This is a genomic window from Paenibacillus zanthoxyli JH29, from assembly GCF_000520715.1.
Lineage (GTDB): Bacteria > Bacillota > Bacilli > Paenibacillales > Paenibacillaceae > Paenibacillus_AQ > Paenibacillus_AQ zanthoxyli.
The window spans coordinates 1-22,482 of record NZ_ASSD01000101.1 but is presented as its reverse complement, the minus strand read 5'-3'; the positions used below and the strand labels follow the sequence as shown (position 1 = coordinate 22,482).

Annotated in this window: 22 protein-coding genes; 20 read left to right on the top strand and 2 right to left on the bottom strand. The window is 52.2% G+C overall.

Translation table 11 applies throughout. The features are described from left to right. Positions 1-149 precede the first annotated feature (149 nt). The 14 genes from mutL (at position 150) to L691_RS0104055 (ending at position 15,633) form a co-directional block, all read left to right on the top strand. Complete coding sequence (gene mutL, locus L691_RS0104120) at positions 150-2,231, top strand: DNA mismatch repair endonuclease MutL (protein ID WP_025688945.1); 2,082 nt, start codon at positions 150-152, stop codon at positions 2,229-2,231. Between the two features lie 54 nt (positions 2,232-2,285). Then, positions 2,286-3,065 (top strand): class I SAM-dependent methyltransferase, encoded by a 780-nt coding sequence (locus L691_RS0104115; protein WP_025688944.1) that lies wholly within the window; start codon positions 2,286-2,288, stop codon positions 3,063-3,065. Further along, a complete protein-coding gene (gene miaA / locus L691_RS0104110) occupies positions 3,055-4,035 on the top strand; it encodes a tRNA (adenosine(37)-N6)-dimethylallyltransferase MiaA (RefSeq protein WP_025688943.1) in 981 nt (326 codons plus the stop codon). The genes L691_RS0104115 and miaA overlap by 11 nt, the downstream gene beginning before the upstream one ends. A gap of 19 nt (positions 4,036-4,054) precedes the next feature. After that, positions 4,055-4,294 carry an RNA chaperone Hfq gene (gene hfq / locus L691_RS0104105; RefSeq protein ID WP_025688942.1) on the top strand — a complete coding sequence of 80 codons (240 nt, stop codon included), beginning with the start codon at positions 4,055-4,057 and terminating at the stop codon, positions 4,292-4,294. Between the two features lie 169 nt (positions 4,295-4,463). Next, positions 4,464-7,064 (top strand): transglycosylase domain-containing protein, encoded by a 2,601-nt coding sequence (locus L691_RS0104100; protein ID WP_025688940.1) that lies wholly within the window; start codon positions 4,464-4,466, stop codon positions 7,062-7,064. 161 nt (positions 7,065-7,225) lie between these two features. Next, positions 7,226-7,783: a DUF402 domain-containing protein gene (locus L691_RS0104095; protein WP_025688939.1), complete on the top strand. Its 558-nt coding sequence runs from the start codon at positions 7,226-7,228 to the stop codon at positions 7,781-7,783. Further along, a complete protein-coding gene (locus L691_RS0104090; protein WP_025688937.1) occupies positions 7,784-8,443 on the top strand; it encodes a YdcF family protein in 660 nt (219 codons plus the stop codon). A gap of 86 nt (positions 8,444-8,529) precedes the next feature. After that, on the top strand, positions 8,530-9,495 hold the full coding sequence (locus L691_RS0104085; RefSeq protein ID WP_025688935.1) for an AAA family ATPase: 966 nt from the start codon (positions 8,530-8,532) through the stop codon (positions 9,493-9,495). Positions 9,496-9,679: 184 nt separating this feature from the next. Next, positions 9,680-10,978, top strand: coding sequence for a GTPase HflX (gene hflX, locus L691_RS0104080; RefSeq protein WP_025688934.1), 1,299 nt, complete (start codon positions 9,680-9,682; stop codon positions 10,976-10,978). Positions 10,979-11,136: 158 nt separating this feature from the next. Continuing rightward, on the top strand, positions 11,137-12,390 hold the full coding sequence (locus tag L691_RS0104075) for a methionine gamma-lyase family protein (RefSeq protein WP_025688933.1): 1,254 nt from the start codon (positions 11,137-11,139) through the stop codon (positions 12,388-12,390). A 105-nt stretch (positions 12,391-12,495) separates the two neighbouring features. Continuing rightward, a complete protein-coding gene (locus tag L691_RS0104070) occupies positions 12,496-12,906 on the top strand; it encodes a MerR family transcriptional regulator (protein WP_019910684.1) in 411 nt (136 codons plus the stop codon). 32 nt (positions 12,907-12,938) lie between these two features. Continuing rightward, positions 12,939-14,267 carry a type I glutamate--ammonia ligase gene (gene glnA, locus L691_RS0104065; protein WP_025688929.1) on the top strand — a complete coding sequence of 443 codons (1,329 nt, stop codon included), beginning with the start codon at positions 12,939-12,941 and terminating at the stop codon, positions 14,265-14,267. Positions 14,268-14,422: 155 nt separating this feature from the next. Beyond that, positions 14,423-14,941 carry a DUF3231 family protein gene (locus L691_RS0104060; protein ID WP_025688927.1) on the top strand — a complete coding sequence of 173 codons (519 nt, stop codon included), beginning with the start codon at positions 14,423-14,425 and terminating at the stop codon, positions 14,939-14,941. 125 nt (positions 14,942-15,066) lie between these two features. Next, complete coding sequence (locus L691_RS0104055) at positions 15,067-15,633, top strand: spore coat protein (RefSeq protein ID WP_025688925.1); 567 nt, start codon at positions 15,067-15,069, stop codon at positions 15,631-15,633. A gap of 62 nt (positions 15,634-15,695) precedes the next feature. Here L691_RS0104055 and L691_RS0104050 read toward each other — a convergent pair whose 3' ends face one another. Both L691_RS0104050 and lexA read right to left on the bottom strand, forming a co-directional pair. Then, positions 15,696-16,034 carry a L,D-transpeptidase gene (locus L691_RS0104050; protein ID WP_025688923.1) on the bottom strand — a complete coding sequence of 113 codons (339 nt, stop codon included), beginning with the start codon at positions 16,032-16,034 and terminating at the stop codon, positions 15,696-15,698. Positions 16,035-16,190: 156 nt separating this feature from the next. Further along, positions 16,191-16,817, bottom strand: coding sequence for a transcriptional repressor LexA (lexA, locus tag L691_RS0104045; protein WP_025688921.1), 627 nt, complete (start codon positions 16,815-16,817; stop codon positions 16,191-16,193). 178 nt (positions 16,818-16,995) lie between these two features. Between lexA and yneA the strand changes: the two genes are divergently transcribed. The 6 genes from yneA to L691_RS0104015 form a co-directional block, all read left to right on the top strand. Further along, positions 16,996-17,412 (top strand): cell division suppressor protein YneA, encoded by a 417-nt coding sequence (gene yneA, locus L691_RS0104040; protein WP_025688920.1) that lies wholly within the window; start codon positions 16,996-16,998, stop codon positions 17,410-17,412. 445 nt (positions 17,413-17,857) lie between these two features. Further along, positions 17,858-18,067, top strand: a complete 210-nt coding sequence (locus tag L691_RS0104035) for a DUF896 domain-containing protein (protein WP_025688919.1) — start codon at positions 17,858-17,860, stop codon at positions 18,065-18,067. Between the two features lie 54 nt (positions 18,068-18,121). Then, complete coding sequence (locus L691_RS0104030) at positions 18,122-18,646, top strand: hypothetical protein (RefSeq protein WP_025688917.1); 525 nt, start codon at positions 18,122-18,124, stop codon at positions 18,644-18,646. A gap of 47 nt (positions 18,647-18,693) precedes the next feature. Beyond that, positions 18,694-19,479: an HAD family hydrolase gene (locus L691_RS0104025; RefSeq protein WP_025688916.1), complete on the top strand. Its 786-nt coding sequence runs from the start codon at positions 18,694-18,696 to the stop codon at positions 19,477-19,479. A 241-nt stretch (positions 19,480-19,720) separates the two neighbouring features. Further along, complete coding sequence (locus tag L691_RS0104020) at positions 19,721-20,140, top strand: FixH family protein (protein WP_025688915.1); 420 nt, start codon at positions 19,721-19,723, stop codon at positions 20,138-20,140. Positions 20,141-20,214: 74 nt separating this feature from the next. Beyond that, positions 20,215-22,482: homocysteine S-methyltransferase family protein (locus L691_RS0104015; protein ID WP_025688913.1), on the top strand; the 2,268-nt coding region annotated here is incomplete at its 3' end.

Genomic DNA, 22,482 nt, shown 5'->3' with positions numbered 1-22,482 from the left:
AGGTCATGGGGTAGCCGACGATATTATGGCTGCGGTCAGCGGGGCGGATCTGATGAATATGACGCCGCTGCAGGCCATGCAATTGCTGAACGATTTGAAAATGAAGATCAAAAAGAAATAGAGGGAAACCGAATCGGAGGTGAACGTAAATGGCCAAAATCCATGTGCTGGACGAGCATATCGCCAACCAGATTGCCGCCGGGGAGGTCGTAGAGCGGCCGGCTTCGGTGGTGAAAGAGCTTGTGGAGAACGCCATTGACGCGGGCAGCACCCGGATCGAAGTCGCTGTGGAGGAAGGCGGACTGCAGAGCATCCGGGTCAAGGATAACGGATCGGGCATTGAAGCGGAGGATTGCGAGACTGCCTTTTACCGCCATGCAACGAGTAAAATTGCGAACGGCCGGGATTTGTTTCAGATCACCAGTCTCGGTTTCCGGGGCGAGGCGCTGCCCAGTATCGCCGCCGTGGCTAAAGTTTCCTTGCTGACCGCGAGCTCTGACGACGGCAGGGGACGGCTGCTTGAGATCGAGGGCGGCAAACTGACGGTGAATGAAGATGCCGCCCGCAGCCGGGGGACAGAGATGAATGTCAGGGAGCTATTTTACAACACCCCGGCAAGGCTGAAATACATGAAGAGCATCCAGACCGAACTGGGCCATATTTCCGACGCCATGTACAGGATGGCGCTCGCCCATCCAGGGATTTCATTCACACTGCATCATAACGGCAACCAGCTGCTGCATACGCTGGGGAACGGCGATATGCTTCAAGTCATTGCCGCCGTTTACGGAACTTCGGCAGCGAAAGCCATGCTGCCCGTACAGGCGGAAGATCCGGACTACCGGATTTCAGGGCTTGTCAGCCGCCCGGAATGGACGCGGTCCAACCGTAACGCGGTCACGACGATTGTGGGCGGCCGTTATATTCGCAGCAACGGGTTGAATGCGGCCATTATGCGCGCCTATCACACGCTGTTGCCGATTAACCGCTATCCGCTGCTCGTGCTGAAGCTGGACATGCACCCTTCGCTGGTGGACGTCAACGTGCACCCGGCGAAATTGGAGGTGCGGTTCAGCAAGGAGACCGAGCTGTATCAGTTCGTGGAGCAGGAAATCCGCAAGGTTCTGCTCGGTGAGAATTTAATTCCGCGCCCTGGTAGAGAACCAATCGGGCCCAAAGGCAGCACTTCATTCATTCAGGAGCAATTTGCCTTTCCGAAGGCTGCGCCGAATTCCTCGGCCGCGGACGGAATGCCGAAGACAAGCCCGGACCAGCTTGGGTTTACAGCAACAGCGGGAGCAGGCGAAACTCCGGGTAACCGGGCAGGCAGGACGGTTCCAGAAGACAGTCCGGGACAAGGGGGCGCCCGGCGCGGCCAAAGTCCATATTCCGGCCCTTTGGCAGGCGTTGCTGATGCGGCCTCCTTCCCGTCTGCTCCCTATGAAGCGGATGGTTCGTCCATGACGCGCGGGGGAGGCCGGGATGCCGTTTATCCGGACCGTCCGGCTTCGGAGGCCCAGCTGCGCGACGGAGCCCCATACGGTGGAGGATACCGCTCCGATTCCAGAACAGCTTCACGTCCGGCTCAGGCTTTGCCGGGAACCGAAGAGCTGTGGGCTCCTGCCGGAAGCGGGAATACGGGCCTGCCACCATTTCCCGAGCTGACTTATATCGGCCAGCATCACGGAACTTACATTATCGCCCAGAACGATGAAGGGCTGTATTTGATCGACCAGCACGCGGCTCACGAGCGCATCAATTACGAATTCTATTACGAGAAGTTCGGCCGCCCGGCGGAAGCCTCACAGGAGCTGCTGCTGCCGATTACGCTGGAGTTTACTCCGGCGGAGAGCAGGCTGCTTGCTGAGCGCTTGCAGTGGTTCGAGCAGGCCGGCGTCTACTTGGAGCCTTTCGGCGGCCAGACGTTTCTGGTGCGTTCGCATCCCTACTGGTTCCCGAAAGGGGATGAGAAAGAGATTATTGAGGAAATGGCGGAATGGGTGCTGGGCGAAAAGAGCATCGACCTCGCCAAGCTGCGGGAAGCATCATCCATCCTATGCTCCTGCAAAGCATCGATTAAGGCGAACCAGAAGCTGACGGAGCAGGAAGTGGAGAGTCTGCTTTCCCGGTTGTCGGCCTGCCGGCAGCCTTATACCTGCCCGCACGGAAGACCGATTGTCATTTCTTTTTCGGCATACGATCTGGAGAAGCTCTTCAAAAGGGTAATGTGATAAATAGTGAATGACATTAATTATAATTACGAAGATTAAGTATATGGAGGCACCATGATTATAACTACGGGCGACCGCCCGCTAACCGAGGTTGCCGCGCGTGCCGAGAGGCTGGCGGAACGCCTCGGTGTTCCCTACGTACAGCGCGGCAACCTATCCATGAATAAACTCTTCTCGCATTATGGCGGCGGCGAGGTGCTCGTTGTGCTGCTGGAGGGAGTAAGACTGCTGCGGCCGGACCGTCCGCAGCTTCAGTTTCATCCCAGCATGGGATTTGTACGCGCCAAGCGGGTATTGAAGGGCGAAGGCGACCCGATGCTGGATTCGGCGGGAATGGCTCCCGGCGACAGTGTGCTGGACTGCACGGCGGGACTGGGCTCGGACGCTCTGCTGTTTGCGGTGCGCGGAGGAGAACGGTCCCGCGTTACCGCGCTGGAGAGTTCCCTGCCGCTCTACGCCCTGCTGGCAGAAGGGATGGCTAATTACACTTCCGGAATAGAGGAAGTGGACGCCGCGCTGCGCCGGATCAATGTTGTTCACAGCGATCATAAGAGCTACCTGGCGAGCCTCCCGGACGGCAGCGTGGATATCGTCTATTTCGATCCGATGTTCCGCGAGCCTCTGGAGGATTCGGCGGCAATTTCTCCGCTTCGCGGATACGCCAACAGCGCCTCGCTGTCCCGGGAAAGCGTGCTTGCAGCGGCTCGGGTTGCGCGCAAAACGGTGGTGCTGAAAGAGAAAAGAGGCAGCGGCGAGTTCAGCCGGCTCGGGTTTGAAGAATTGCTTCGCCCGGGGGCCAAAACATCGTACGGGGTGATCCGAATTGACCAATGAAGCTAAACCGAAGGTGCTGGTGCTGCTCGGCCCTACCGCTGTCGGCAAGACACGACTCAGCCTTACGATCGCCAAGGCATTCAACGCGGAAATTATATCCGGCGATTCGATGCAGGTATACCGCGGCATGGATATCGGAACGGCCAAGATCAAGCCGTCCGAGATGGAGGGCATCCCCCATCATCTGATTGATATTCACGATCCGCTGGAGCCTTACTCGGTCGCCGAATTTCAGAATGAGGGCCGCAGACTGATCCGCGAGATTTCCGCCAAGGGCAAGCTGCCGTTCATAGTTGGAGGTACGGGCCTTTACATTGAATCTCTCTGCTACGGTTTTCGCTTCTCCGAGGCGGTCGCTGACGAGGCCTTCCGCACGGAAATGGACCGTTATGCGGAGGAACATGGCGCGCTGGCCCTCCACGCGAAATTAGCCGAAGTGGACCCGGCCAGCGCGGCCCGGCTGCATTCGAATGACCGGCGGAGAATTATCCGCGCGCTCGAGATTTACCGGCAGACCGATACGCCGCTGTCCGAGTCTCCGGCAGCCCAGAAACCGGAGTCTCCCTATGACCTTTGCCTCGTCGGTTTGACAATGGACAGGCAAATACTATATAAACGTATTGAAGAGCGAATCGACGAAATGCTGGCGGAAGGGCTGGTCGAAGAGGTTAGGGGGCTGATGGATCGGGGCTGCGGCAGGAACCTCATTTCCATGCAAGGGCTCGGCTACAAGGAGATCGCCGCCTATCTTGAGGGAGAGATGACACTAGAAGAATCGGTGGTGCTTCTTAAGCGGGATACGCGCCGTTTCGCCAAAAGACAGCTGTCATGGTTTCGCCATATGAAGGATATTCAGTGGATCGATGTTACGGGCAGCGGAAACTTTTCTGAGAATTTCTCGAAAATACATGCTATAATAGCAGGAAAGTTTCTTTCAGGTCTTGAATATACTTCTGAACAATCTAATTGAGCCATTGGGGGTACGGCATATGAACAAGTCCATTAACATCCAAGATACGTTCTTGAACCAACTTCGGAAAGAAAATATCCCTGCTACAGTATATTTAACCAACGGCTTTCAAATCCGGGGAATCATTAAAGCGTTTGACAATTTCACGATCGTGATCGACAGCGACGGGCGCCAGCAAATGGTGTACAAGCATGCGATCTCAACATTTACTCCGCAGCGCAGCGTATCCTTGATGCAGGACAACGCTACCGAAGAATAATTTCCGCAGCCGAGGGCTTATGCCAATACCGCCAGATTGTGTTCGAAGCGAAACCTTTTTGCTTATGATTCGTTTGAATAGAGGGTGAGAGAGCAACCTGAATAAGGTTGTTCTTTTCATTCCGAGACAAATAAAACTTATGACCTTTTATAGGGGAGTAGGAGGCAACATGTCGAACGACGAAATCCTTCGGTCGAACCGCCACAGAAAAGGGGGAGGCGGACAACCGCCCAAGCCGAAAAAGAAGAAAAGGCTGACCCGTAAGCGCGTCTTTTGGACGCTGTTTTTTACAACGGCTTTAGCCATCTTTTGCGCGCTTGGCGGTTACCTGTTCATCACGATCAACGGGGAGAAGCTGCTTAATGAGAATCAGGGTAAGCTGACGGTCAATCCAACAACCAAGATTTACGACCGGAACGCGAATCTGATGGGTGAACTGTCATTAGAAAAGAGCGAACCCGTCGATAGTGACCAAATTCCAAAGATTATCAAGGAAGCATTTGTCGCGACGGAGGACAGACGGTTTTATGAGCATAGCGGGGTCGATCTGTGGTCGATCGGACGGGCGGCCGTTAAGGACGTTGTCGCTCGCAGCATGGTGGAGGGTGGCAGCACGATTACGCAGCAGTTGGCCAAGAACATCTTTTTAACCCGGGACAAAACGTTCTTCCGTAAGGCTACGGAAATGTCCATCGCTATGGCGCTGGAGCGTCATAGGTCGAAGGATGAGATCATTACGATGTATCTGAACCGGATTAACTTTGGCGGCACCATCTACGGCATCAAGGCCGCGTCCGAGCACTATTTCGGGCAAAGCGACCTGAGCAAGCTGAAGCTGTGGCAGATCGCGACGCTGGCGGCGATGCCGAAGGGTCCTTCCCGTTACAACCCTCTTCGTAACCCCGAGCTTTCCAAGGAACGCAGAGCGGTAGTGCTTCAACTGATGAATGAACAGGGGTATATTACCCAAGAGGAAATGAATCAAGCGAAGGATATTAATTACAACTATAAGCCGCCGGCGAAGCAGCAGAAATATCAGGCTTTTATCGATTATGCGATCGACGAGGCTCAGGACAAATTCGGTCTTTCCGAAGACGATCTCAATATTGGCGGTTACAAAATCTACACGACCATGGACAAAGATGCGCAGCAGACGGTCGAGGACGCATTTGCCGACAGCGACAATTTTGAAAAAAGCGTCGACAGCGAGCCGGTCCAAGGCTCAATGGTCATTATCAACCAGGAGAACGGCAGTATTGTCGCTCTTCTCGGGGGACGCAATTACGAGAAAAAGGGGTACAGCCGCATTACCAACAGCCGGCGGTCTCCGGGCTCTTCGATTAAGCCGATCGTATCTTATGCTCCGGCGATCGAATCGGACCAATTCTCGATGAACTCGCAGATCAGCAACGCCAAGCAGTGCTTTGGCGATTACTGTCCGACCAATCTGCACGGTTATTCGTCATCCATCAGCATGACCGAAGCACTGACGAAATCGGAGAATATCCCCGCCGTATGGCTCCTTAACGAGATCGGGGTGAAAACGGGCTTCAATTTTGCCAAAAAAATGGGCATCGGTCTGGAGGATGACGACAAAAACCTGTCGCTCGCGCTGGGCGGCATGTCCAAAGGCACAAATACGCTGGAGATGGCCCAGGCCTATACCGCGTTCGCCAATGGCGGTGAATTGAGGCAGGCATATGTGATCAAATCCATTAAGGACAGCACAGGAGAAACCGTCTATAAAGCGAACACGAACGCCGAACGCGTCATGAAGGAAAGCACCGCTTACCAGATGACTGAGATGATGCAGGAGGTCGTGCAGAGCGGTACCGGCAGAAAAGCGAGAATCGACCGTCCGGTTGCGGGTAAGACCGGAACGACCCAGAGCGGTTACAGAGGCGTTGAATCCAACCGCGACGTCTGGTTCGTCGGCTACACGCCGGAGCTTACGGCAGCGGTCTGGATGGGATATGACAATCCCGATCGTCAGCATCTGCTCAAGCACAGCAGTCCGCTGGCTGCCGCATTCTGGGGCAAGGTAATGCAGGAGGTCGTGAAGAATTATCCGGAGAAATCGTTCCCGAGACCGGATAATGTCGATATTCCCACACCTTCCGAATCGCCAGTGGTTCAAAATGGGCCAGCCAGCGGGTTAACCGCCCAATATGATTCACAGACGGGAACCGTCAATCTGGCATGGACGCCTGTCGATACTCCGGGTGCGGAGTACCGGGTCTACCGCAAAGAGACATCGGAAGCGGATTTCAGTCCGCTGATCAATACGCTGACGCCTAATGCTGCTGATCTAAGCGCCATGGCCGGTCTTACCTATGAGTACTATGTGAGGGTATATTATCCGGATCAGGGATTAGAAAGCGATCCTTCCAATATCGCATCGGTGCTGATAGAGGGGGCTGAACCGTCACCGTCGGCTGAACCGTCGCCATCAGTTATTCCTGAGCTGCCGACGGCTACGCCTGAGGGTGGCGGCGACAACAGTACCGGCGGCAGTTCAGCCGAACCGAGCCCGGATAACGGAACTGGCGGGAATGGCAACGGAAACGGCAACGGTAATGGTAATGGAAATGGCAACGGGAATGGCAATAACGGCGGTAACTCGGACGCTCCGGTGCAGCCGAGCCCTTCGCCGTCACCATCTCTTGCCCCGCCCGCAAGTCCTGCGGACGCAGCCGTACCTAGAGATGGCAGCGATCCGGCTGCCGCCCTAGGAGACGGACCGGTGAACGAAGCAGTTCCGGCGCAATAGCGCGGATTTTGCTTTAAATTAACGCCGCTCAGGCAGTCTTGACCCTCCGTCAGTGACGGTTGGTCCGGCCTGTCTGAGCTTTTCTTTTTTACAGCTTAAGGTTTTGAGTGCGACTCCTAAATGTGGTAAGCTGAAGACACCATAATGGAAAGGGTTATTATATGAAACGTAAATTCGGAGACCGGGCCAACTGGCGCCGGATTACGCGCCGCGGGTTTGCCTGCCGCTATATGGAAAGCCGGGAATTCAGCGGATACATCACCCTTTACACGATTTACGGATTGAAGGAGCCGCTCTGGAAAAGCTATGGCCGGCATACATACCGCATTGCGGACAAGGGCTATTCGTGGCTGCAGTATTATCCAAAGGACAGTCATTATATTGTTACGGCGATGTTCGATGAAAGGCAAAATATTATCCAGTGGTATATCGACACCTGCAAGGTTCAAGGGGTAACAGATCAGGGGGTGCCCTGGTTTGACGATCTGTACCTGGATGTAGTGGTGCTGTGGAACGGAGAAGTGTTCTTACTGGATGAAGATGAGCTTGAAGAGGCGCTTGAGCGGGGAGATATTTCAGACAGCGATTACAATTTAGCCTGGAATACCGCCAGAAGGATCATGCAAAGTATTGACGCGCACGCCTTTCCTTTTTTCACTCTATCTCTAAAGCATCGCTCCGAATTGTTTCATCACGGGGAATTCAGGAGGAAATTTTAGATGCAAAGGTATGCTCTAGACTCATCGCCGATTCGCAGCAGTGCGGCGGGCGGACAGAAATGGCGATTTAAGCGGATCATGGTGTTTACAGCTGCCGTTCTGCTGATTGTCGGTATGTTATGGAGCACTTATGTGTTGATCATCATCAATCAGGCGGAGACGACCTCCCCAATGAAGAAGGCGGATGTTGGCATTATTCTCGGTATGGCAATGTGGGGCGATGAGCCCAGTCCCGGGCTTAAGGAGCGGCTTGACTACGGGTTGAAGCTGTATAGACAGGGCTTTTTTTCTCGTTTTATCGTTAGCGGCGGGCTTGATAAACTAGGATATCAATATACGGAAGGTCAGGGAATGCGGAATTATCTGATTGCCGGGGGCGTGCCGGACAGCGCGATTGCCGTGGAGAACAAAGCGACGTCAACCTACGAGAACCTCCTGTTCAGCCAGAAAATTATGCAGCGGGAAAATTGGTCCACGGCGGTGGTGATCACCCATACCTTTCATGGCCGCAGAGCGCTTGAGGTGGCAGAATCACTTGGGTATTTGAGGCCTGAGCTCGGATTAACCGATTCGGAGACGATGTCGATGGCTAAGTATAAGACGAGGGAGATATTGGCCTACACGAAATGGAAGCTTCTACAGATCTTTAGTGCCCGTTAAGGGAAAATGCCGAATCTGCTAATAACGCCTGAACCTTGGGAATAGACTTGAGTAGAATACTCAGCCCTAAGTAATGAGGTGAACCCATGAATATACGCAGCGCTGCTTCAAGCGGGCGGGATGAAGGCAGACCATCGCGGCAAATCAATATCGTATTGCGTAATCACGAAACACCGGCTGTGAGCGGAACATCGGCGATCAGCGAATCGGCGTCTCCCAAAAGCAATGCCCAAATCGGTCTTTTCCAGGAGATCGGGGGAGAATTGGACGCGCTGGTAGGTCTGGACAACATTAAGGAGCTTGTATTCGAGATATACGCACTGCTTCAGGTTGCGCAAATGCGCAGTGAAGCGGGTCTGGCAAGCGGCGGCCAGGCTTATCACATGGTGTTTAAGGGGAACCCGGGTACCGGCAAGACGACGGTGGCGCGTATAGTCGCGAAATTGTTTCAGCGTATGGGTGTGTTGACCAAAGGACATCTTATCGAGGTGGAGCGGGCCGATCTTGTAGGCGAATATATCGGGCATACCGCGCAGAAGACCCGGGATCTCGTCAAAAAAGCGCTTGGCGGCATTCTGTTCATCGACGAGGCGTACAGCCTGGCTCGCGGCGGCGATAAGGATTTCGGCAAGGAAGCGATCGATACGCTTGTCAAATCGATGGAAGATCATCGCAGTCAGTTCGTGCTTATTCTGGCGGGATATTCCAGTGAGATCGATTATTTTCTCATGAGCAATCCGGGGCTGCCTTCGCGCTTTCCGATCCAGGTCGAGTTCCCGGATTATACGATCGACCAGCTTCTGCAAATCGCCGAGCTTATGGCGAAGGAGCGTGATTACATTTTGATGCCGCAGGCGATACTCAAGTTAAAGCAGCATTTGATGGTGGAGAAAGAGGAGAGCCCGCATGCCTTCAGCAATGCGCGTTATGTGCGCAACTCGATCGAAAAAGCAGTACGCAGTCAGGCCGTAAGGCTGCTCAATCAGTATGAACATAACAGTCCCGGCAAGCAGGAGCTGATGACCCTGCGAACCGAGGATTTCAAGCTGTAAATCAGGCTGCGGGAAACGAATCAGCTAAGAAGAAACGGCTGCGCCGCCCTAAAAGGGAAAGGTTCTCTTTCTAAGTACGCGATACAGTATCGTATAAGGCAGCCGTTTCTCGTAAAAATATAAGGACTATGATAGAGATGCGCTCAGTACATAAGTTCTTATATTCCGCAAAAGGAGAATGCACATGGCGACTATGACGCATGAGACAAATACAGAAATACAGGACCGGGCGATTCTGGTAAGCCTTGTGACCGATGAGGTCAAACGGACCGGGATTGATCCCGAGTATTCACTTCAGGAGCTGGTTCAGCTGGCGGAAACCGCCGGGGTTGAAGTGCTTGACGTGCTGCGCCAGAATAAGGAGACACCGGATTCAAAATGGTTCATCGGCAAAGGCAAGGTCGAGGAGCTTCGAATGGCTGCCGATGGGCTAGGCGCCAACACGGCGATTTTCGATCAGGAGCTGTCGGGTGCTCAGGTACGTAATCTGGAGGAAGCTCTAGACCTGAAGATCATTGACCGCACGCAGCTCATTCTGGACATTTTTGCCGGCCGGGCGAAGACCCGGGAGGGCATTATCCAGGTGGAACTGGCCCAGCTGTCTTACCTGCTGCCGCGCCTGTCGGGGCATGGCAAGAATCTGTCCCGGCTGGGCGGCGGCATCGGCACAAGAGGACCCGGGGAGAGCAAGCTGGAGACGGACCGCCGGCATATCCGGGACCGGATCGGCGAGCTGAAACGCCAGCTTGATGAAGTGGTGAAGACACGGAGTCTTCACCACGAGCGGCGGCGCAAGAGCGGAGTGGTTCAGGTGGCTCTTGTTGGCTATACGAATGCCGGGAAGTCCACGTTGCTCAAGCAGCTGACCGATGCGGACGTTTACATCGAGAACCAGTTGTTCGCTACGCTGGACCCGACATCCCGGCTGCTAGAGCTGCCTGGCGGAAAGAGCGTTGTGCTGACAGACACTGTTGGCTTTATCCAGAATCTCCCGCATGATCTGGTTGCCTCGTTCCGGGCGACGCTTGAGGAGGTTAACGAGGCCAATTTGGTGCTGCACGTAGTCGATGCCTCTTCCCCGATGCGGGAAGATCAAATAGAGGTTGTGGAGTCCATATTGGAGGACCTTGGCGCGGCTGAGAAGCCGCAGATTGTTCTGTTCAACAAGAGCGATCTTTGCCGGCCCGAACAGCTTGAGATGCTGCCTGGAGGTCCGGGCTTTATGAAGGTCAGTGCCTTTAATTCGGAGGATCTTGCCCGGATTGCAGACACCATTCAGAATGAGCTGGCCGGAGATACGCTCAGCTTCCGGATTCCGTCCAGCCGGGGCGATTTGACTTCCCTCCTGTATAGAGTGGGGGATGTGCTGGATCAGTCCTTCGAGGAGAACGATATCCTATACAGCGTGCGGGTGAACAAGGATGATTATGAAAAATGGGGATATTTGCTGACCGATTTCGTGGATCAGGCAGGCCGGGATTAATAGCAGTAAATTTGAACAGCGCTATAACTCGGTACATCCCTAGGGATTATTATCGCTTTATTAACAATAGCATCCTATTTTACAGATTTATAAGCGACAGCCTACTGCCGCTTACTGTTATGATCATGGGAAGTGTATGTAAGGAGAGACAGACGTAAATGGCAGTATTTGCAGAAGATATTTTACAAGCGGCGGAAGCGGCGGAAGCAGAGATTCAGGAAGCGGTCAGAACTCTTGACCGGATTGTGGATCTTAACCAGTGGAAAGTAATCGAAGCTTTTCAGAGCCACCAAGTCAGCGACTTCCACTTTGCCGGCTCAACGGGCTACGCCTATAATGACAGAGGCCGGGAGGTGCTGGATTTAGTATATGCGGATGTATTCGGTGCGGAAGCGGCGCTTGTGCGGCCTCATTTCGCTTCGGGAACGCATACGATCTCCACTGCGCTGTTCGGCGTACTCCGGCCGGGGGACGAACTGCTGTACATTACCGGGCGGCCTTACGATACTTTGCATAAGGTGATCGGCAAGCCGGGCGACGGGACAGGCTCTTTGGCGGATTTCGGCATCTCCTACCGGGAAACGGCGCTTACCAAAGAGGGAGAAGTTGACTGGGCCGAGGTTGCGCGGGCTTTGACGCCCGCGACGAAGGTAATTGGGATCCAGCGGTCCCGCGGTTATGACTGGCGCTCTTCTTTTACGGTGCAACAGATCGGGGAGATGACGGCCAAAGTTAAGGAAATGGCACCGGGCGCTGTCGTCTTCGTCGATAACTGCTACGGGGAATTTACCGAGGAAATGGAGCCAACCCAGGTCGGCGTCGATCTGATGGCAGGCTCCCTGATCAAAAACCCCGGAGGCGGGATCGCCGAGACCGGAGGATATATATGCGGCAGAAGGGATCTGGTGGAACTGGCGGCTTACCGGCTTACGGCGCCGGGCATCGGCGGCGAAGTCGGGGCAATGCTGGGGACGACACGGGGGCTTTATCAGGGGCTGTTCATGGCTCCTCACACGGTCGGACAAGCGTTGAAAGGAAGCATCTTCGCTGCCGCCGTGTTTGAACGCTGCGGGTTTCGCACCAAGCCTGCATGGCAGGAGCAGCGGACCGATCTTATACAGGCTATTTCTTTTGACGGACCCGAGCATTTGATCGCCTTCGTCCAGGGAATACAGCGGGCCGCTGCCGTAGACAGCCACGCTGTTCCTGAGCCTTGGGACATGCCTGGCTACGAGCATCCGGTCATTATGGCGGCGGGGACTTTTATTCAGGGAGGCAGCCTGGAGTTGTCTGCAGACGCTCCAATTCGGGCCCCATACATCGGATACATGCAGGGAGGATTGACCTATTCGCATGTCAAATATGGTGTGCTGATGGCGCTGCAAAGTATGCGGGATCGTAATTTGCTGTAAGAAGAAACCAGAAATGTTGTGAGTATATCTTACATATCATTGACACGTCATAGCCGAAAATGTACAATGAGATGAGAAAAAGATCATTGGAAGGTTGGATGAGTCATGGGTGATGAAATCCGCAGAAATATGGCGTTATTTCCTATTGGAATTGTAATGAAACTTACCGATTTGTCCGCACGGCAAATCCGCTATTATGAACAGCATAGTCTGATTGTTCCGGCGCGCACCTCGGGCAACCAGCGATTATTCTCTTTTAACGATGTAGAGCGTTTGCTGGAAATTAAGGCATTGATTGAAAAAGGAGTTAATATTGCCGGTATCAAGCAGGTGATGAACCCGGTATCCAAGGAATCCGAAGAAGCTACCGTCATTACCCCCGACACGGAAGTCCGGCGGCGAGAGCTGTCCGATTCCCAACTCCACCGGCTGCTTAAGCAGGAGTTGGTTTCCGGGAAAAGGCCGGGACAAGTATCTCTCATTCAAGGTGAGTTATCCCGGTTTTTCAATAAATAACACAAACAGAAGCGCGAAAGGGAGAGGGTATAGTGAGCTTTACTAAAGAAGATATTTTGCGCATTGCCAAGGAAGAGAATGTCCGGTTCATTCGTCTCCAGTTTACCGATTTGCTCGGTACGGTTAAGAATGTAGAAATTCCTGTAAGCCAACTGGAGAAGGCGCTGGACAACAAAATGATGTTTGATGGCTCTTCCATCGAAGGCTATGTCCGCATCGAAGAATCCGATATGTATTTATATCCCGATCTCGACACTTGGGTAATCTTTCCATGGGTGGCCGAAGACCGCGTTGCCCGTCTTATTTGTGATGTCTATATGCCGGATGGAACTCCGTTTGCCGGAGATCCCCGCGGTATTTTGAAACGCTGTCTTAAAGAAGCGAAAGAAATGGGCTTTACTTCCATGAACGTTGGACCGGAACCGGAATTTTTCTTGTTCCAGACCGATGAAAAGGGCAATCCGACGACGGAACTCAACGATCAAGGCGGCTATTTCGACCTTGCCCCAATGGACCTTGGAGAGAACTGCCGCCGCGAAATCGTATTGACGCTGGAAGAAATGGGCTTCGAAATCGAAGCTTCACACCATGAGGTCGCGTATGGACAGCATGAGATCGACTTTAAGTATGCCGATGCGATCAAGGCAGCCGACCAGATCCAGACGTTTAAGCTGGTAGTTAAGACGGTTGCCCGCCAGCATGGGCTGCATGCCACATTTATGCCCAAGCCTATGTTCGGTATGAACGGCTCGGGTATGCACTGCCACCAATCGCTGTTCAAAGGCAGCGAGAATACCTTCTATGATGAAAAAGATGAGCTTGGTCTCAGCGATACTGCGCGCAGCTACATGGCAGGCTTGCTGAAGCATGCGCGGGCGTTTGCGGCAATCACGAACCCTACGGTGAACTCGTACAAGCGCCTGGTTCCCGGATATGAAGCCCCTTGCTATGTTGCCTGGTCGGCGAGCAACCGCAGCCCGATGATCCGCATTCCGGCTTCCAGAGGACTCAGCACGCGCATTGAAGTTCGGAACCCGGACCCGGCAGCCAACCCTTACCTCGCGCTGGCGGTTATGCTGAAGGCGGGTCTGGACGGCATCAAGCGGCAGCTTGATCTTCCTGCTCCTATTGACCGCAACATCTACATTATGTCCGAAGAAGAGCGGGTCGAGGAGGGCATCCCGAGTCTGCCGGCGGATCTTAAGGAAGCACTGGGTGAACTGATCCGTAACCCTGTAGTCACCGACGCTCTTGGCGAGCATGCCCTGGCACACTTCTATGAGCTGAAGGAAATTGAATGGGATATCTACCGTACCCAAGTACATGATTGGGAAAGAAACCAATACCTTACGCTGTACTAATACACAAAGCCCTTGGCGCTGTAAGCGTCAGGGGCTTTGTTTTTTATGGGACTGGCGATTTTCTGTTCGTTTCACAAAATCTGCGTTACATTTATTCCTGGATCACCGAGCATAATAGCAAAGGTATGAAAATAAAGAATAAGGAGGAACTCTTAATGGGAATTTTAAGCGGCAATTCAAAGGATGAACCCATGCATTATGGTGAGATTTATAGTGTATGGCAGAGTTCAATGGTAGCGAAGGGCACAGTATCTTTTTACCGGGCATACTTAAATCACGCCGGCGATAAGGAGCTAAAGAAAATACTGGGCAATCTAATCGATCAGGCTGAGCTGGAAATTAGTGAGTGTGATAAATTGCTTTTGGATAACGGAATTGCTACCGCCCCGGTTTTGCCAGAAAGATCTGAGGCCAAGCTTGAGGATATTCCTGTCGGCGCAAGATTTACAGATCCTGAGATTGCCGCAAAAATTGCAGCAGACAATGCAGCCGGTTTAGTTGCTTGCAGTCAAATAATGGGACAAAGCATAAGAGAAGATATCGGCGCTTTATTCGCCAAATACCATCTCACCAAAGCGGCCCTCGGTGCTCGAATTTTAAAAATGAACAAGGAAAAGGGTTGGCTTATTCCTCCCCCTCTGCAAGTAAAGCGGCCTGAGCTGGTTAAAGCCTAGATTATATTTCTGTCACTGTGGCATTGCCTGTTGAATTGATGACTACTGCCTCTAACGCTACGGGTGAACATTCCTCAATCGGTCCTTCAAAAGTAAGTTTATCTTTAAAAAAGGAGATGTTTAATATGCCATTAGGCTCACATGAAGCCCACGAATTAAGCGAACTTCTGCTAAGCTGTGCGAACTCGATTCAGAGCATGGCGCTGTTTCTGAGTCAGGCGAAAGACCCTGAGCTCAAAGAAATGATCGCCCGTCACTACGCAGTCCATGTGCAGGATTACAATATGAAGGTGGAATTCGCGAACCAGTCGTACTCGCCGGATACATTGAATGTTCCAGCCCTGCAGATGAGTACCGGTATTTCCATGCCTTCAATCCAGTACCCGCCGATCGAGCCCAAAGTCCAGCTTCAACAGTTGGATGACCGCGCAATTGCAACTTCATATTTGCTAACCTTGAAGCGCGCTGGACGCGAGTACGCCTATTCCGCATTTGAATGCTCCACGCCTCAGCTGCGCACTTTTTTGGAGGATGCATTCCGAATGTGTTCTCATCAGTCATTTGAAGTATGGCAGTATATGGCCCGTAAGGGTGAGTATCCCGTAATCATGGCTTCCAACGAAGCGATGGCTGCCATGCAGCAGATTTATAAATCCGTTCCGGAGCATCAGCCGGGTCAATTATATAATTAATTCTATGAATACCTCCGTATCTTTCCATAATAAAACCGCCGTTTGGCGGTTTTATTAAATAACTATTGGCGGATGGTAACCCTTGTACCAACTGGGACGATCCGGGCCAGCTCAAGCACGTCGGCATTATGCATCCGGATACAACCGTGCGAAACCTGATGACCGATAGACGCGGGATTATTGGTTCCATGTATGCCATAATGGGGCTTGGAAAGCCCCATCCAGAATGCGCCGAACGGTCCGCCTGGATTGGCTTGCTTATTAACGATGGTATATTCACCCTCGGGTGTCTGGGTCAGCATTTTGCCGATTCCTACGGGGAAGCTCCGAACGACTGTATCGTTATCCAGTAGATGCAGCGTGCGCTCGGATAAATCGACAATGATCCGGTAATTTGGCATTGATCAGCACTCCTTTACGGTACAAAATATGCAGGGAGTGCATATGCCGTTCGAATTTCCTTGAATGTCGTAGTGCGGCGCAAAAAGCTTAGCCGTAAAAATATATACGAAAAAAGGCGGCCTCATTAAGCGGGGCCGCCTTTCAAATGTGCAAAGCTATTGAATGTCTCTGAATAATCCAATCACCTTACCCAAAATACTCACCCGGTTAAGCCGGAGCGGCTCGTAGGCCGGATTTTCAGGCTGCAGGCGAATATGATCGCGCTCCTTATAGAAGGTCTTGACGGTAGCTTCGTCATCTTCTGTCATAGCGACCACAATATCGCCGTTATCGGCGGTCTGCTGCTGGCGGACAATGACATAATCTCCGTTCATAATGCCGGCTTCGATCATGCTGTCGCCCATAACGGATAGCATAAAGACCTTGTTTTCTCCAACGTAATGGGTGGGAAGGGGGAAATAATCTTCAATATTCTCTGTTGCTGTAATCGGCACACCCGCGGTCACCTTGCCGACAACCGGAACTCGGGCAACGGTCTGCACGAATTGATGGACATTATCAGAGTCTTCCTGACCCAACAGCTCAATAGCGCGCGGTTTCGTGGGATCGCGGCGGATAAGTCCTTTCTTCTCTAACCGGTCAAGGTGACCGTGTACGGTAGAACTGGATGCCAGGCCGACCGCTTCTCCAATTTCCCGGACGGAAGGCGGATACCCTTTGCTGCGAACTTCGTTACGTATAAATTCCAGGATCGCCAGCTGGCGACTCGAAATCTTTGACATCGGAATACACCCCATCTAGTAATGTTTGGGAAAATTATAACATAGAACTTCCGTTCGCACAAACATAAGTTCTAAAAAATAAAAGGGAACAATCGTTCGAAAAACCTCTTGATCGAAACACATGTTCGTGCTATATTAATTTTGCAAGTAAGAACAAGTGTTTGGAGGTTGATGATAGATGTTGAAATATAGTACATACCACAGCATTTATAATGAGACACCGAAGGCTGTCTCAGCGCGCCGGTGCTCGGTTTCTGACCATACAAACCCATTCGTGAAGAACACTAAAGCGATTATCAAGAAAGCCCGTATTGTATTGAAACAGCAGGATGTTTTTAAGCTGATGATTGTGCTTCTTCTAATTATTTCGGGATTTACCGTGGTAAGCCAGGTATTTGCCAGTTCGGTATCTTCACCGCAGCAGGAGAAGCGGATTGTAGTGGAGCCCGGCGATACACTTTGGAGTATCGCTCTTAAGAATAAATCTTCCGATATGCGAACTGTCGTATATATTGATGCTATTAAACGGCATAATCATTTGAGCGGTTCTGATATTCAGGCAGGAGATATATTGTCAATTCCCATCTATAAATGAGTATTGGCATAATTCCTTTAGCGACTGAAACAAATTTTGCAAACTGCTCAAATAACAGACTGTTTAAGATTGAACTTTGAAAAATGACAGCAAGGTAAGGAGTAACGGAGGGGAAGTTTGGAACTGTAGGAGCGATAGCGACCGCCTTTGTCTCCGGATTTCATCCGCGAGGAGCGGTTTAAATGAAGAAATCTGGGGACAACAGCAGCCGGAAGTCCAAACATTCCTCGTAATTACGACTGATACCTGATGGGAAATCTTAAGTCCATCTTATTATAGAAGGCCAGCAGGTCTATTGCAGTACAACTGAGCTTTCAGGGGGGCGCCTTGACAAGCTCTTTTTCTCATGGCAAAGTTAGAATGAATTTAAAGCTGTTCTACCGGTTTCTTCAAATTACAGCTGACGCTGGTATGAACGATTATGCACCAATTAGGAGGGAACATTTTGAATATAGATGAACTGGTTAATCGCATTAATGAGCTGGCACGCAAACATAAGAGCGTCGGGCTTAACGAAGAGGAATTGGCTGAACGCGCCAAGCTTCGGGAGATATACCTTGGCAATGTCCGCCGCAATTTCCGCGCTCAATTGGAGTCGATTGAAATTGTGGATGACAATGGAAATGAACGAGACGGCAGAAAAAACCTTCATTAATCAAGCCGAAGCCGCCTTTTCATAGATATTTCAGGAAGACTAGGGGGAAATAAAATGGCCCGTTCTTGGGAAAGAATGGTTCAACGCAACACGCAGCAGGTTAACAAGAGAAGAAAAAAAGAGGGTAAGGATTCCATCAATTCTTCATCCAAGGCCGGTCCAACCGACGTATACAAGGGACGCAATATTGTTTTTCCCGTACTGCTTGCGGCACTGGGGGCTTTGTACTGGACCATTGGCCAGTTCGATACGTCTTCAGCCAACCAAAACAGCCTGGTAATGAATTGGATCGGCGTCGTGCTCTATTTTGCACTGGCGGCAATGATGTTCTTCCGGCGCCCTTATTTGAAAGTTGAACGGGCACGGGTCTCCACTTTCAAATTTAACCGCCAAAGATTCCTTGAGGCAGCTGACATCGAGAAAATTATCATATCCCGCGGCTCCATTAGCATTAAGCCTAAAGCCAAACGGGGGCAATGGATTTTCTCGCGGTTAATCAACCGGTATGACACGGCTGTCATGGGCGAGCGGATGGAGCGCTTTGGTGAGCTAAACCGTATTCCTGTGGAACGCAAATAGTATAGAGCAATAATTGCAAAGTTTATTGATAGAGAGGGAGTAGTGGAATGCCGATTGCGGCCGTACTGTTTGATTTGGATGATACTCTTTTATGGGATGAGCGAAGCATTGAGGAAGCTTTTGAATACGCCTGCAAAGCGGCGGGCACAGCCGTGGACCCGAAGGAACTGGAAGCCGCGGTTAGACGGGAAGCGAGAAGCCTCTATGAGTCTTATGAGACCTTTCCTTTTACGCAGATGATCGGGATTAATCCGTTTGAAGCGCTGTGGGCGAATTTTACAGCCGGAGAACAGGAGCAGTTCCGGAAGCTAGAGCAGCTTGCTCCTAATTACCGGAAGGAATCCTGGCGCCGTGGACTTGCGGCCGTGGGAATTGATGATGAGAGCCTGGCGGAGACACTTGCTGCGCGCTTTGCTGCGGAACGCCGGAGCCGTCCCTACATCTATGAAGAGACCTTAGAGATTCTAGCTGCGCTTCGCGGGAAGGTAAAGCTGCTGCTGCTGACCAACGGCTGCCCGGCCCTTCAGCAGGAGAAGCTGGATGGCGTGCCCGAATTGATTCCTTTCTTTGATCATATTGTCATTTCCGGGACATTTGGGAAGGGCAAGCCGGACGTGGCCATTTTCGAGCATGCGCTGAAGCTGCTGGATATCACACCGGAGCAGGGAATTATGGTCGGGGACAAGCTTACGACTGACATTCGCGGCGGTTTGGCTGCAGGACTTACAACGGTATGGATCAATCGCACCGGCAAACCATCCGACCCGGAAATTACCCCTAATTATGAGATCAAGCATTTATCGGAGCTGCTTCCTATGGTTCAAAGTCTCTAACCTTCAATCGTTATATCGTTCTTTTCGTGACCGGTATCCTGCATGACAGGGTATCGGTCTTTTATATGGAAGATTAAACTGGATGTGTGACAAATATCTCATTTCTATGAGAAAACAGCGCGTCATTGGCTGCCAAAGACGGTCAATCCATGTATAATAGGAGAGGCAGACTTAACGTAAGTATAACGTAAGATGTAATCTACATCCCGTAGGATACAGAGGCCACCCGGGAGGGCTGCATATGCTGAGACCACTTGCAAAATGGGTTCTAATATTTCTGGTGATTGCCGGAGCGCTCGCAGGCTGTTCATCCGGGAGCAATAATCATTCCGGCATGAATATGTCCGGGATGTCAATGGAGCCGATCAAGGTCGAGCTTTCCTGGAGTCCGCCAGAGGCTTCGGTTAATCAAGAAATCACCTTTGAAGCAAGAGTGACTCAAGGCGGTGGGCCAGTGGAAGATGCCAAGGAAGTACGGTTTGAAATTATAAATACCGCTGGTGAGTCAAAAAAGCTTGAGCTGGCCGGTAAGTCAGTAGGCGGCGGGTATTATAAGGCTGAAGGGAGACTGGCAGAGGCGGGCAGCTACCGCGTGACCTCGCATGTAACTGCCCGAACGCAGCATTCCATGCCGGTCAAATCATTGACCGTTAAGCGATAATCGATGGGGGAGACTTTCCGAATTCCCTTTATTCTGCTAAACTTACTCTAATGTTTTACTGGAGGGATTGGAAAGTGGCTAAACCTACACTTGCAGAAGCGCTGGAGCAGCGTATTCTGATTTTAGACGGTGCCATGGGCACCATGATACAGCAGGTACCTTTAACCGGGGAGGATTTTGGCGGAGACGAGCTGGAGGGCTGCAACGAGATGCTCGTGCTGACCAGACCCGAGGTTATTGGAAATATTCATGAAGCTTACCTGGAAGCCGGCGCCGATCTGATTGAGACGAACACGTTCGGGGCAACCTCGGTTGTCCTTGCGGAGTACGATATTCCGCAAAGAGCGCGCGAAATCAACCTCGCCGCAGCAGCGATCGCCAGGGAAGCTGCCCTTAAGTACGATTCTCCGGACCGTCCGCGTTATGTTGTGGGTGCAATGGGGCCAACTACCAAAACGCTGTCCGTGACAGGCGGATTAACATTCGCCGAACTGACGGAAAGCTATGAGGAACAAGCGGTTGCCCTGATCGAAGGCGGCGTGGACGCCCTGCTTCTCGAGACTTCACAGGATACCTTGAATGTAAAGGCCGGCAGCATCGGTATCCGAAATGCTTTTGAGAAGACCGGAGTCACACTTCCAATTATGATATCAGGCACGATTGAGCCGATGGGCACGACGCTGGCCGGTCAGAATATTGAGGCCTTCTATATTTCATTGGAGCATTTGAAGCCGATCTCAGTCGGACTTAACTGCGCGACCGGGCCGGAATTCATGCGCGACCACATCCGTTCATTGTCCGAGATGGCCAAGGCGGCGGTCAGCTGCTATCCGAATGCGGGTCTGCCGGATGAGAATGGCAACTATCATGAGTCGCCGGAGTCGCTGGCCCGCAAGGTTGCGGCTTTCGCCGAGAAGGGCTGGCTGAACATTGCCGGAGGCTGCTGCGGCACCACACCGGCGCATATCCGGGCGATGGCGGATTTGCTGGCGGAATATCAGCCGCGTCCTTTGCGAGGAAGCCATTCCCCGGCATTGTCGGGCATCGAGCCCGTGTACATTGAGCAGGATAACCGGCCGTACATGATTGGTGAGCGGACCAACGTTCTCGGCTCGCGTAAATTCAAGCGGCTCATCGTCGAAGGCAAGTATGAGGAGGCCTCGGAGATTGCGCGCGCTCAGGTGAAGAGCGGAGCGCAGGTCGTCGATGTTTGCGTACAGGACCCTGACCGTGATGAAGCGGAGGATATGAAACAATTCCTGGAGCTGGTCGTGAAAAAGGTCAAGGTGCCGCTGATGATCGATACGACTGATCCAAAGGTTATTGATCTGGCTCTGCAGTACAGTCAGGGAAAAGCGATTATTAACTCCATTAATCTTGAAGATGGTGAAGAAAAATTCGAGCATGTCACGCCGCTGATTCACAAGTACGGCGCGGCGGTCGTCGTCGGAACCATTGACGAGAGCGGCCAGGCGATCAAGGCGGAGGACAAGCTCGACGTTGCCAGACGCTCCTACGATCTTCTTGTCAACAAGTACGGCTTGGCGCCAGAGGATTTGATATTCGATACGCTGGTATTTCCTGTCGGAACCGGGGACGAACAGTATATCGGCTCCGCCAAGGAGACGATCGATGGTATCCGCCTGATCAAGGAAGCACTGCCAGGCGTTCATACCGTGCTTGGAATCAGCAACGTGTCGTTCGGTCTGCCGGAAGCGGGCCGGGAGGTGCTGAATTCGGTCTTCCTCTACGAATGCACGAAGGCTGGGCTGGATTACGCGATCGTTAATACGGAGAAGGTGGAGCGTTACGCCTCGATTCCTGAGGAAGAGCGCCGCTTGGCCGAAGAACTGATATACAACACTAACGACCAGACGCTTGCCGACTTTGTCGCCGCTTTCCGGGGCAAGAAGGTGGAGAAGAAAGAGAAGATTTCCAATCTGACGCTGGAAGAACGGCTAGCTTCCTATGTGGTGGAAGGCAGCAAAGAAGGGCTAATCCCCGATCTTGACGAGGCGCTGAAAAAATACGGATCGCTAGAGATTATCAACGGACCGCTCATGGCCGGAATGTCTGAGGTCGGACGGCTGTTCAACAATAATGAGCTCATCGTGGCGGAGGTGCTGCAAAGCGCTGAAGTAATGAAGGCGTCGGTGGCCCATCTGGAGCAGTTCATGGAGAAGAATGAAACCTCGGTCAAGGGCAAGATTTTGCTCGCCACCGTCAAGGGTGATGTGCATGATATCGGCAAAAATCTGGTCGAGATCATCCTTTCAAACAACGGTTATCAAATTATCAACCTGGGCATCAAGGTACCGCCGGAGACGATCATCGAAGCGTAC

Coding starts and splice junctions, on each gene's coding strand:
- mutL (WP_025688945.1), top strand. CDS start 150: ATGGCCAAAATCCATGTGCTGGACGAGCATATCGCCAACCAGATTGCC.
- L691_RS0104115 (WP_025688944.1), top strand. CDS start 2,286: ATGATTATAACTACGGGCGACCGCCCGCTAACCGAGGTTGCCGCGCGT.
- hfq (WP_025688942.1), top strand. CDS start 4,055: ATGAACAAGTCCATTAACATCCAAGATACGTTCTTGAACCAACTTCGG.
- L691_RS0104100 (WP_025688940.1), top strand. CDS start 4,464: ATGTCGAACGACGAAATCCTTCGGTCGAACCGCCACAGAAAAGGGGGA.
- L691_RS0104095 (WP_025688939.1), top strand. CDS start 7,226: ATGAAACGTAAATTCGGAGACCGGGCCAACTGGCGCCGGATTACGCGC.
- L691_RS0104090 (WP_025688937.1), top strand. CDS start 7,784: ATGCAAAGGTATGCTCTAGACTCATCGCCGATTCGCAGCAGTGCGGCG.
- L691_RS0104085 (WP_025688935.1), top strand. CDS start 8,530: ATGAATATACGCAGCGCTGCTTCAAGCGGGCGGGATGAAGGCAGACCA.
- hflX (WP_025688934.1), top strand. CDS start 9,680: ATGGCGACTATGACGCATGAGACAAATACAGAAATACAGGACCGGGCG.
- L691_RS0104075 (WP_025688933.1), top strand. CDS start 11,137: ATGGCAGTATTTGCAGAAGATATTTTACAAGCGGCGGAAGCGGCGGAA.
- L691_RS0104070 (WP_019910684.1), top strand. CDS start 12,496: ATGGGTGATGAAATCCGCAGAAATATGGCGTTATTTCCTATTGGAATT.
- L691_RS0104060 (WP_025688927.1), top strand. CDS start 14,423: ATGGGAATTTTAAGCGGCAATTCAAAGGATGAACCCATGCATTATGGT.
- L691_RS0104055 (WP_025688925.1), top strand. CDS start 15,067: ATGCCATTAGGCTCACATGAAGCCCACGAATTAAGCGAACTTCTGCTA.
- L691_RS0104050 (WP_025688923.1), bottom strand. CDS start 16,034: ATGCCAAATTACCGGATCATTGTCGATTTATCCGAGCGCACGCTGCAT.
- lexA (WP_025688921.1), bottom strand. CDS start 16,817: ATGTCAAAGATTTCGAGTCGCCAGCTGGCGATCCTGGAATTTATACGT.
- yneA (WP_025688920.1), top strand. CDS start 16,996: ATGTTGAAATATAGTACATACCACAGCATTTATAATGAGACACCGAAG.
- L691_RS0104030 (WP_025688917.1), top strand. CDS start 18,122: ATGGCCCGTTCTTGGGAAAGAATGGTTCAACGCAACACGCAGCAGGTT.
- L691_RS0104025 (WP_025688916.1), top strand. CDS start 18,694: ATGCCGATTGCGGCCGTACTGTTTGATTTGGATGATACTCTTTTATGG.
- L691_RS0104020 (WP_025688915.1), top strand. CDS start 19,721: ATGCTGAGACCACTTGCAAAATGGGTTCTAATATTTCTGGTGATTGCC.